We start from the raw sequence: 8,649 nt of genomic DNA on the forward strand, positions 1-8,649 counted from the left end.
CGGTCTCTGGCTGAATCACAGTCTCCATGTCGTGGCCTCGCTGGATCGGCGCGGCGTGTGCCGCTGGTTGGTGATGCGGGCGCCGTCTGCGCCGCCGTGGGCTCGGTTGCCTCGACAGCATCCGGGCGTGGCGGTGCGGTGCTCGGGTGCGAGGTTCCCCACGTCGTCGCCGCCGAGCGGGTCGCGGTGCCCCACGTCGAAGGGCATGCCGGGCGGGATAGGTCCGCCGCCACGCCAGCACGTGGCCGAGGCGCCCATGCGGTGCTGACCCTGGACACGCTGGCGGATGATGCGGGCGTTGCGCTGGTAGGCGGGCGTGTGGTGCCGAGCGCTCATGCGTAGCTCACCGCGTATCGGCGTCCTCGTGCGTTGCTCACGCGGAGGCGTGTCTCGGCGAGGCTGATCCGGCATGTGTCGAGCACGGCCCACGCGACGGGTAGGTACTCGTCGCCGTCCTGCACGAGGCGGGTGCGTGCCGCATCGGCCATGGCGTGGATGCGTGCGGCGGATGCGGCGAGTTCGTCGGAGTGCTTCTCGCTCGCAGCGATGCCCGTTGCAGTCGCGGCGTTGGCGACATCGGCGAGTGCTTCGAGGGCGGCGAGGTGGTGAGCCTTGGTCATGTCTGGTCCTCCGTGGCGTTGGGATCGAATGAGGGTCGGCCGGGTTGCCAGACGGCACCGCCGAGGCCGATGAGGCGGCCGTCGTCGCGGAGGTTGCAGTACGCGCACCATCCGCTGTCGGGGTCGAACATGTGGGTGTGGCCCTTGCCTCCGAGAGTCATGCCGTCACCTCGAATCGAACGTTGTCCACAGCCCCTGGTGAGGTGGTCCCGTTTCCGGTGGTGGTTCCTGCTGTTGTTCCTTGTGGTTCCTCTGTTGTTCCTGAGGGGAAGGCTCGCCCTTCCCCTGGCGGAAGGCTCGCCCTTCCCTTGGCGGAAGGCTCGCCCTTCCCTTGGTGGAAGGCTGAGCCTTCCTTAGCCCGCCGCCTCATGAACTCGGCGGTGCGACGCGATGCGAGCACATCGAGACGGATCGCGTACTCGGAGCGCCGACCGTTCCGGCCCGTACTCACACGCTCAATTGCGCCGATCGCGCAGAGGCCGCGCTGCGCCACCTTGACCGCCTCGAATGCGGCAGTTCGCTCGCGCTGGTCAGCTTCATCGCCGTATCCGTCATCGACGACGCGCCGGCCGAGAGCGAGCGCTGATGACTCCCGACTGTCGAAGTATCGGGGCGTTTCATCGTCGTCGAGCGCAGTCATGCTCATCCACGCAAGGAGACGAAACTCGTTCGGGTTGAGCGGGATGTCTGCTGCGTAGACGTACGTCAGCTTGACGAGCTTGACGCCCATCATGACCCCATGACTGGATATCTAACATTCACGCTTGCACGCTAACCCGCCGTGATCGCGACACGCCGGATTGGATTCACCGCGGCGTGTCGCGATATCTAACTGTTAGTGTGCATTCATGACGCTGATCGAAACGCGGGCCACGCTCGCCAAGAAGATCGAACTTGCACGGGTCAATGCCGACATGCGCCAGCAAGACCTGGCCGATGCCGTTGGCGTGTCGCGGAGCGCGGTGACCCAGTGGGAGACAGGCCGAACCGAGCCCTCAGCCTCGAAGATGTTCGCCATTGCTCGCGCAACGAGTCAGCCCCTCGACTGGTTCGCCGAGGGGCTGACTGGTGATGTGGTGCGCCCGAAGGGACTCGAACCCCTAACCTTCTGATCCGTAGTCAGATGCTCTATCCATTGAGCTACGGGCGCAGTTTCGGCACCTCGTCGAGGGCCGAGGACCAGCTTAGCCTACGCGCCGGGATGTGACGAATCGAGGCCGACGTCGAGCTCGTCCAGGCCGGGCGTCCCCGCGCCCGAGCGCTCCGCGATCTCCGCCGGCTCCACGCCCGCGGCGCGCTGCTTCTGCTGCGCGGCGACGCTGCGGCGGTGGGCGCGCAGTTTCGGCAGGTCGACGAGCCGCAGCGCCTGCATGCGGGCGTTGCGCATGCGGTCGTAGTCGGGGTCGAGGTCGGGGCGGGCGGCCTCGATGCGCAACGTCCGGTCGATGTTGCTCGCGACCTCCGCCCATGCGGCATCCCGCGCGTCGATCACGAGCTTGCGCAGCTCCTCCTCGTCGTCGGCGCGCACCCGCAGCTCGTGCGCGACGTGCAGCGACTGCTTCTGCCGCCGGCGCAGGTTGCGCACGTCGCGACTGCGATAGTCGTGCGTGCCGTCGGAGTCGGTGTGGCGCCCGCGCGCCGCGCGGCGCTCGCGCTCCGTGCGTGCCGCGTCGTCCTCGGCCTCCGCGGCGAGGGCCTCCAGCGCCGCCTTCGCCTCCGGGAGGTAACGGTCGAGGTCGAAGTCCTCACCGTCGGCGAGGATGTGCACGAGGATGGTGTTCTTCAGGCTCAGACGCGTCGCGGCGGACGCGATGTACAGCCCCTCCGCGACGACGTCACGGGTGCGTACGCGCTTGCTGCTGGCTGCCACGGCACCCCCTCACCCTCGATCCTACGGAACCGGCTCCGCGGGGGTCGAGGCGGGCGCCGTGGGTTCCCGCCTCACGCCGGACGGGAGTAGCGGTCGCCGCTGAAACCGATGACGAAGTAGCCGATCGGCGCGATCACCCACAGCAGCACGAACGAGAAGAAGCCGCCGTGCCCGAAGCCGCGTCCGATGCGCAGCGCGACGATGATCGAGAACACGATGTTGACGAGCGGGACGATCGCGAGCAGTCCCCACCACGCGGAGAAGCCCGCGATCTTGACCTGGATGAACCAGTTCACGATGGGGATCAGGGCGAGGATGCCGGGATACCCGGCCTTGCTGAACACCTTCCACATCGCCACCGCGAGCAGCACGTAGTAGGTGAGGAAGAGCGCGAGCCCCGTCCCCTGCCCGAAGAAGGACTGCCACTGGTCGAGGGTGCCTGCGCTGGTCATCACGGCGCCATGCTAGGGCATCGCCCGCCGACGCATTCGTAAGCGCGACCGACGCGCCGCATAGAAAGCGCATAGCGAGCCCGTCTGTCATGGGAATCCGGACACACACGTCAGGAGTTCCCATGGCCCCCTTCGCCGCCGTCGCCCTCGATCTCGTCGCGATCGCCCTGCTCGCCTTCGCCGTCTACTACCCGCGCCACCGGCGCCGCGACCTCGCGGTCGCCTTCGTGGGGGTGAACGTCGGGGTGCTCGCCGTCTCGATGGTCCTCACCGACACGGCCGTGGGGGCGGGGCTCGGGCTCGGCCTGTTCGGCGTACTCTCGATCATCCGTCTGCGCTCGCGCGAGATCGAGCAGAGCGAGATGTCGTACTACCTCGCGGCGCTCGCGATCGGCCTCATCGCCGGTCTGAGCTCGTCGGTGACGTGGCTGAGCATCGGCCTGATCGCGCTCGTGGTGGGCGTCATCGCGGTCGTCGACAGCCCGGCGCTGCTGCGCCGCTCGCGCGAGCAGCAGCTCGTGCTCGACCGCGCCTACATCGACGAGGCCGAGCTGCACCGGGCCGTCGCCCAGCTGCTGGGCACCCCCGCGCACCGCATCACCACCCGCAGCATCGACCTCGTCGCCGACACCACCGTCGTGGACGTGCGGTACTCGGCTCCGCGACCGGGCAGCGCACCGTCGCGGCATCCCGAGACGCTGGAGACCATCGGCACGCCGGGGCTGGGACGATGAGCCCGCTCACCGCCCTGCAGCCGCTGCAGCACCTCGACACCGTCGATCTGACCGCGCTGAACGCGGAGGCCGCGCTGCAGACCCGCGTGGACAGGAAGTACCTCCTCCCCCTCCGCGCACTCCCGGAGGTGCTCGCCGCGCTCCCCGCGGACGCCCAGGTGCTGGAGGTGGCGGGCGAGCGGTCGCTGCGCTACGCCTCCCAGTACTTCGACACCCCGGCGCTGGACAGCTACTACGGCGCCGTCCACGGCCGCCGCCGCCGTTTCAAGGTGCGCTCGCGCACCTACCTCGACTCGGGCGGATCGTTCCTCGAGGTGAAGACCCGGGGAGCGCGCGCCGCCACCGTGAAGGATCGCGTCCCCGTCGCGGTCCACGCCGCCGACGACGTCCTCGACGACGACGCCGTCTCGTACGCGACCGACCTGCTCGCCGACGCGGGCATCCCCGACGCCGAACGGCTGGCGACGGCGCTCGTGCCGGTACTCGTCACCCGCTACCGGCGCACGACGATCCTCCTGCCCGGCACCGACCGCCACGACCCGTCGCGGGCGACCATCGACACCGACCTCGCCTGGCTGACGCGACTCGACGGCGACGGGCGGATGCTGCGGCTGCCGGCATCCGTGGTCGTCGAGACCAAGTCGGGCCAGCGCGCGGGGGCCCTGGACCGCGCGCTGTGGCGCCACGGACACCGCCCCGCGACGGTGTCGAAGTACGGCACCGGCATGGCCGCGCTGTACCGCGACCTGCCCGCCCATCGCTGGAACCGCGTTCTCACGCGGCACTTCTCCGCCGCGACGGTCACCACCGTCGCCGCGTGAGCCCCGCTCCTCCACTCCCCCGTCGAAAGGACGACATCATGAACGACACACCCACCGCCCGCACGCCCCGCACCCCTCGCGGCCGGCTCTGGCTGCTCGCCGCCCCCGCACTGGCGGTCAGCCTCGTGCTGGCAGGATGCGCCGCCACGGCGACGTCCTCGCCGACACCCAGCGCCACCGCGTCCGCCTCCACCGTGGAGACGGCGTCCACGCTCTCCAGCGCGATCACCGGCGCCACCGATGCCACCCAGACGGCCGCCGACGTGCTCGCCGGCAACCAGGAGACCCACGACAAGGCCGACGACGACGCGTACGACGCGGCGACGGCGACCACGATCGCCCTGTCCGGATCATCCGCGACCGTCTCCGGGGAGGGCGCCGCCGTCAGCGGGGCGACCGTGCAGATCACCGCTCCCGGGACGTACGTGCTCTCCGGCTCGTACAGCGGCCAGATCGTCGTCGACTCGACGGTCGACGGACAGGTGCGCCTCGTGCTCGACGGGGCCCAGATCGCCACGACGGCGGGCGCCGCGATCGACGTTCAGGCGGCCGACGAGGCGGTCGTGATCCTCGCGGACGGCACGACGAACAGCCTCTCCGACGCGTCGAGCTACGCCGACGGGGCCCACAACGCGGCCCTGTACAGCGCCGCCGACCTCACGATCACGGGCACCGGCTCACTGACGGTGACCGGCAACGGCAACGACGGCATCGCCTCGACGGACGGCCTGGTGATCCAGTCGGGCACCGTCGCGGTGACGGCCGTCGACGACGGCATCCGCGGCAAGGACTACGTCGTCGTCCGCGGCGGCGCCATCACGGTGTCCGCCGGCGGCGACGGCCTGAAGAGCGACAACACGGAGGATGCCGCACGCGGCTACGTCTACCTCGCCGACGGCACCACGACGATCACGAGCGGCGACGACGGCATCGACGCCGCCACCGACGTCGTCACCACCGGCGGCACCCTGTCGATCACGGCGGGCGGCGGCTCCGGCGGCGACGCCGACGGCGGCGCGAAGGGCATCTCCGCGGGCGTCATCGCCGTGCTCGAGGGCGGGACGGTGCAGGTGGATGCCGCCGACGACGCGGTCAACACGAACGCGTACGCGCACCTGGGCGGCGCGGCCGTCACCCTCTCCTCGGGCGACGACGGCGTGCACGCCGACCTGCAGCTCGTCGTCTCGGCGGGAACGACCACGGTCGCCCGGGCCTACGAGGGATTCGAGGCGGCGCAGATCACGGTCTCGGGCGGCGACACGTCCGTGACCTCGAGCGACGACGGCCTCAACGTCTCCGAGCCGGATGCCGGCGGAGGGGCGCAGACCCTCGTGATCACCGGCGGGACGCTCCTGGTGGACGCGCAGGGCGACGGCCTGGACGTCAACTCCGGCACGCTGACGATGTCGGGCGGCACGGTCGTGGTGAACGGCCCGACCGCGAACGACAACGGCGCGCTCGACGTCGACAACGGCATGACGATCTCGGGCGGCGTCTTCCTCGCCGCCGGCTCGTCGGGCATGGCGATGGCACCGTCCGCCGACTCGGCGCAGGCCTCCGTGCAGTTCACGACGAGCGGGACCATTGCGGCCGGCACGGTCCTGTCGGTGGTGGACTCGTCGGGAACGGTGCTCGCGACCTTCACGACCACGAAGCAGACGCAGAGCCTCGTCTACTCCGACGCCGCCCTCGTCAACGGCCAGACCTACACCCTCACCTCCGGCGGCACCGCGGGCACCGCGCTGCTGGGCGGGCTCACCAGCGGCGGCAGCTCCGGCGGCACGACGGTGGGCTCGGCGGTGGCCGGCGAGCAGACGTCCTCGGAGATGGGCCCCGGCGGCGGTCAGGGCGGCATGGGCGGCGGCGGCCAGCGTCCGTGACCTGACCGATAGCACGTGTCGGAGGGCCGGACAAGCCCCTCGTGGCGGCCCCGCCGGGGCGCCTACCGTGGAACGGACACTGTACGAGCTGGACGAGGGGAGTCACATCATGGGATTCATCGACGACGCGAAGAGCGCCGCGGAGACGGCCGGCCGCAAGCTCAAGGAAGGCTTCGAGGACACCGTCGACCGCGTCGAGGACAAGATCGACGAGGTCAAGGCGGATGCCGAGGTCAAGAAGGCCGAGGCCGAGCGCGACTCGGTGCACAAGCGCAACGAAGTGAAGGAAGAGCTCCGCGGAGACGCGTGAGACCCGCCGCACGACGAGGGGCCCCGGAGTTCTCCGGGGCCCCTCGTCGTTGCGGTGTCAGCGCGCGAACCCGGCGATCCGCCACGACGCCGCGGCGGTGGCGCCCGGCTCGATGACGACGAGTCCGGCGTCGTAGTCGTAGCGCTCGGCGTTGAAGGCATCCGGCGCGCACGTCATGGGCTCGACCGCGAGTCCGGCCCGGTGCCCCGCGGGCGCGCTGCCGTCGGCGAGCGGCGGGAGATCGGCGGTGTGGATCTGCACCCACGGGCACGCGGCATCCCAGACCATCTCGACCCCGGTGCCCGACGGGTCGGTCAGGCGCACGACCGCGGCGCCGTCGGTGCGCTGCAGACCGGTGAAGGCGTGGTCGATCTCCACGTCGCCGAGCGTGCGCTCCGCACGCCAGTCGAACCGCGGCGACCCCGTGACGTCGGCCAGCCCGATCGGCGCGAGCTGCGCGTCGGTGACCTCCAGCACCTGGCCGGCGGGCAGGTCGAGCGTCCACTCGTCGAGCCGTGCGGGGCCCGCGACGAGGTAGGGGTGCGGGCCGGTGCCGAACGGCGTGGCATCCGCGCTCCGGTTCGTCGCGGCGACGGTCTGCGTGAGGCCGTCGGCGGAGAGGCGGTAGGTGGTCTCGACGTGCAACCGCCACGGGTAGCCGGCCTGCGGCACGATCTCGGTGGCGAGCGTCACCTCGTCCTCGCTCTGCGCCACGACGTCGAAGTCGAGCCACACCGCGAGGCCGTGCAGGGCGTTGGGGCGGCCGGGATCGCTCAGCGCGAGCCGGTGCGTGTGCCCCGCGAAGGTGTACACCCCGTCGACCACGCGGTTGGGCCACGGAGCGAGGGTGGCGCCGCGGTAGGCCGGACGCACCTCGTCGGCGGCGAAGGGGACGACGAGGTCGCGCCCGTCCAGGGTGAGGGCGCGCAGCGACGCGCCGACACTGGCGATGTGCGCTTCGTACGATCCGGAACGGAGGGTGACGTCGGTGCCCGAGGCGGGGACGGACGTCGCAGACAGGTGTGCAGGTGACAGTGGCATCGTCAACATCGTAGTGTCAGGGCCGGTCGCCGATCGCGACCGGCCGGCCGGGGGTATTCGACCACTGGCTCCACGACCCGGGATACAGCGCCGCGTCGTGGCCGGCGACCCGTAGCGCCAGCACGGCGTGCGCCGCGGTCACCCCCGAGCCGCAGTAGACCCCCACCGGCAGGCCGTCGAGATCGGCGTATGCCGCGCGCAGCGCCTCGGCCGGACGGAAGCGTCCGTCGGGGTCGAGGTTCGCGGTCGTCGGCGCGTTGCGCGCCCCCGGGATGTGCCCGGCGGCGGGATCGAGGGGCTCGATGTCGCCGCGATACCGTTCGGGGGCGCGCGCGTCGAGCAGCACGCCGTCGCGGGCGAGGGCGGCCGCGTCGTCGATGTCGAGCCGTCGGCGTCGCCCCGGTCGCACGGTCGCGGTGCCGGCCGGGCGCGTCACGACGCCGGTCTGGAGGGCGCCGCCGGAGCGCGTCCAGGCGCCGAGGCCGCCGTCGAGCACACGCGCGGCGATCCCGGCGTCGGTCAGCATCCACCAGGCGCGCGCCGCGGCGAAGGAGTTCCAGTCGTCGTAGACGACGACCTCGTCGCCGTCATCGATGCCCCACCGTCGCACGGCGCGCTGGAACGCGGCCGCGGACGGGAGCGGATGGCGCCCCTCCCCCGGATCGCCGTGGGCGGCGAGCTCGTCGTCGAGGCTGACGTACACGGCTCCCGGGAGGTGGCCGGCCGCGTAGGCGGCGCTGCCGTCGGGAGCATCGAGCCGATAGCGGATGTCGAGGAGCACGGGCGGCGTCGGCGAGGACAGCTCGACGGCGAGGGCGCTCGCGTCGACGAGGGGCGTCGGGGATGTCATGGCTCCGACGTTACGCCCGACACGCACACGGGCGGATGCCGGAGTCCCGGCATCCGCCCGCGATCGAGCGA

Annotated in this window: 13 protein-coding genes and 1 tRNA gene; 5 read left to right on the forward strand and 9 right to left on the reverse strand. The window is 71.4% G+C overall.

Annotation, left to right across the window (positions count from 1 at the left end; translation table 11 throughout):
• Window positions 1-15: 15 nt before the first annotated feature.
• The 4 genes from KY498_RS08930 to KY498_RS08945 are packed head-to-tail and all read right to left on the reverse strand — an operon-like array spanning window position 16 to window position 1,353.
• Window positions 16-336, reverse strand: coding sequence for a hypothetical protein (locus KY498_RS08930; protein ID WP_191007869.1), 321 nt, complete (start codon window positions 334-336; stop codon window positions 16-18).
• The gene (locus KY498_RS08935) at window positions 333-620 is read right to left on the reverse strand and encodes a hypothetical protein (protein WP_191007868.1); all 288 of its coding nucleotides are present in this window, start codon (window positions 618-620) and stop codon (window positions 333-335) included. The genes KY498_RS08930 and KY498_RS08935 overlap by 4 nt, the downstream gene beginning before the upstream one ends.
• On the reverse strand, window positions 617-781 hold the full coding sequence (locus KY498_RS08940) for a hypothetical protein (RefSeq protein ID WP_191007867.1): 165 nt from the start codon (window positions 779-781) through the stop codon (window positions 617-619). Before KY498_RS08940 ends, KY498_RS08935 begins: the two co-directional genes overlap by 4 nt.
• Window positions 778-1,353 carry a hypothetical protein gene (locus KY498_RS08945; protein ID WP_191007866.1) on the reverse strand — a complete coding sequence of 192 codons (576 nt, stop codon included), beginning with the start codon at window positions 1,351-1,353 and terminating at the stop codon, window positions 778-780. Before KY498_RS08945 ends, KY498_RS08940 begins: the two co-directional genes overlap by 4 nt.
• Before the next feature lie 181 nt (window positions 1,354-1,534).
• Here KY498_RS08945 and KY498_RS16630 point away from each other — a divergent pair, with 181 nt between their 5' ends.
• Window positions 1,535-1,732, forward strand: coding sequence for a helix-turn-helix transcriptional regulator (locus KY498_RS16630; RefSeq protein WP_375140957.1), 198 nt, complete (start codon window positions 1,535-1,537; stop codon window positions 1,730-1,732).
• On the opposite strand, the gene KY498_RS08955 is transcribed toward KY498_RS16630, so the two are convergent.
• The 3 genes from KY498_RS08955 to KY498_RS08965 form a co-directional block, all read right to left on the reverse strand.
• Window positions 1,695-1,770: transfer RNA gene (locus KY498_RS08955), tRNA-Arg, on the reverse strand. The two genes, KY498_RS16630 and KY498_RS08955, sit on opposite strands and share 38 nt — an antisense overlap.
• Before the next feature lie 39 nt (window positions 1,771-1,809).
• Window positions 1,810-2,490 carry an asparagine synthase gene (locus KY498_RS08960; RefSeq protein WP_223848835.1) on the reverse strand — a complete coding sequence of 227 codons (681 nt, stop codon included), beginning with the start codon at window positions 2,488-2,490 and terminating at the stop codon, window positions 1,810-1,812.
• A gap of 71 nt (window positions 2,491-2,561) precedes the next feature.
• The gene (locus KY498_RS08965) at window positions 2,562-2,942 is read right to left on the reverse strand and encodes a DUF5684 domain-containing protein (protein WP_060959037.1); all 381 of its coding nucleotides are present in this window, start codon (window positions 2,940-2,942) and stop codon (window positions 2,562-2,564) included.
• 122 nt (window positions 2,943-3,064) lie between these two features.
• Between KY498_RS08965 and KY498_RS08970 the strand changes: the two genes are divergently transcribed.
• The 4 genes from KY498_RS08970 to KY498_RS08985 all read left to right on the forward strand — a co-directional run bounded on the left by KY498_RS08970 (window position 3,065) and on the right by KY498_RS08985 (window position 6,687).
• On the forward strand, window positions 3,065-3,676 hold the full coding sequence (locus tag KY498_RS08970) for a DUF4956 domain-containing protein (protein ID WP_060959036.1): 612 nt from the start codon (window positions 3,065-3,067) through the stop codon (window positions 3,674-3,676).
• Window positions 3,673-4,497 carry a polyphosphate polymerase domain-containing protein gene (locus KY498_RS08975; protein ID WP_191007865.1) on the forward strand — a complete coding sequence of 275 codons (825 nt, stop codon included), beginning with the start codon at window positions 3,673-3,675 and terminating at the stop codon, window positions 4,495-4,497. The genes KY498_RS08970 and KY498_RS08975 overlap by 4 nt, the downstream gene beginning before the upstream one ends.
• A gap of 38 nt (window positions 4,498-4,535) precedes the next feature.
• Window positions 4,536-6,377 (forward strand): carbohydrate-binding domain-containing protein, encoded by a 1,842-nt coding sequence (locus KY498_RS08980; protein WP_191007864.1) that lies wholly within the window; start codon window positions 4,536-4,538, stop codon window positions 6,375-6,377.
• A 67-nt stretch (window positions 6,378-6,444) separates the two neighbouring features.
• Window positions 6,445-6,687 carry a hypothetical protein gene (locus KY498_RS08985; RefSeq protein WP_223848834.1) on the forward strand — a complete coding sequence of 81 codons (243 nt, stop codon included), beginning with the start codon at window positions 6,445-6,447 and terminating at the stop codon, window positions 6,685-6,687.
• A 57-nt stretch (window positions 6,688-6,744) separates the two neighbouring features.
• Here the strand turns inward: KY498_RS08985 and KY498_RS08990 are convergent, their stop codons facing one another.
• Window positions 6,745-7,728, reverse strand: coding sequence for an aldose 1-epimerase family protein (locus KY498_RS08990; protein WP_191007863.1), 984 nt, complete (start codon window positions 7,726-7,728; stop codon window positions 6,745-6,747).
• Between the two features lie 16 nt (window positions 7,729-7,744).
• A complete protein-coding gene (locus tag KY498_RS08995; RefSeq protein WP_191007862.1) occupies window positions 7,745-8,578 on the reverse strand; it encodes a sulfurtransferase in 834 nt (277 codons plus the stop codon).
• Between the last annotated feature and the right edge of the window lie 71 nt (window positions 8,579-8,649).

It is taken from the genome of Microbacterium sp. PAMC21962 (assembly GCF_019443465.1).
Classification (GTDB): domain Bacteria; phylum Actinomycetota; class Actinomycetes; order Actinomycetales; family Microbacteriaceae; genus Microbacterium; species Microbacterium hominis.

Bases quoted from the DNA above. Each gene is read 5' to 3' on its own strand.
- KY498_RS08930 (WP_191007869.1), bottom strand. From the start codon at position 336: ATGAGCGCTCGGCACCACACGCCCGCCTACCAGCGCAACGCCCGCATC.
- KY498_RS08935 (WP_191007868.1), bottom strand. From the start codon at position 620: ATGACCAAGGCTCACCACCTCGCCGCCCTCGAAGCACTCGCCGATGTC.
- KY498_RS08940 (WP_191007867.1), bottom strand. From the start codon at position 781: ATGACTCTCGGAGGCAAGGGCCACACCCACATGTTCGACCCCGACAGC.
- KY498_RS08945 (WP_191007866.1), bottom strand. From the start codon at position 1,353: ATGATGGGCGTCAAGCTCGTCAAGCTGACGTACGTCTACGCAGCAGAC.
- KY498_RS16630 (WP_375140957.1), top strand. From the start codon at position 1,535: ATGCGCCAGCAAGACCTGGCCGATGCCGTTGGCGTGTCGCGGAGCGCG.
- KY498_RS08965 (WP_060959037.1), bottom strand. From the start codon at position 2,942: ATGACCAGCGCAGGCACCCTCGACCAGTGGCAGTCCTTCTTCGGGCAG.
- KY498_RS08970 (WP_060959036.1), top strand. From the start codon at position 3,065: ATGGCCCCCTTCGCCGCCGTCGCCCTCGATCTCGTCGCGATCGCCCTG.
- KY498_RS08975 (WP_191007865.1), top strand. From the start codon at position 3,673: ATGAGCCCGCTCACCGCCCTGCAGCCGCTGCAGCACCTCGACACCGTC.
- KY498_RS08980 (WP_191007864.1), top strand. From the start codon at position 4,536: ATGAACGACACACCCACCGCCCGCACGCCCCGCACCCCTCGCGGCCGG.
- KY498_RS08990 (WP_191007863.1), bottom strand. From the start codon at position 7,728: ATGCCACTGTCACCTGCACACCTGTCTGCGACGTCCGTCCCCGCCTCG.
- KY498_RS08995 (WP_191007862.1), bottom strand. From the start codon at position 8,578: ATGACATCCCCGACGCCCCTCGTCGACGCGAGCGCCCTCGCCGTCGAG.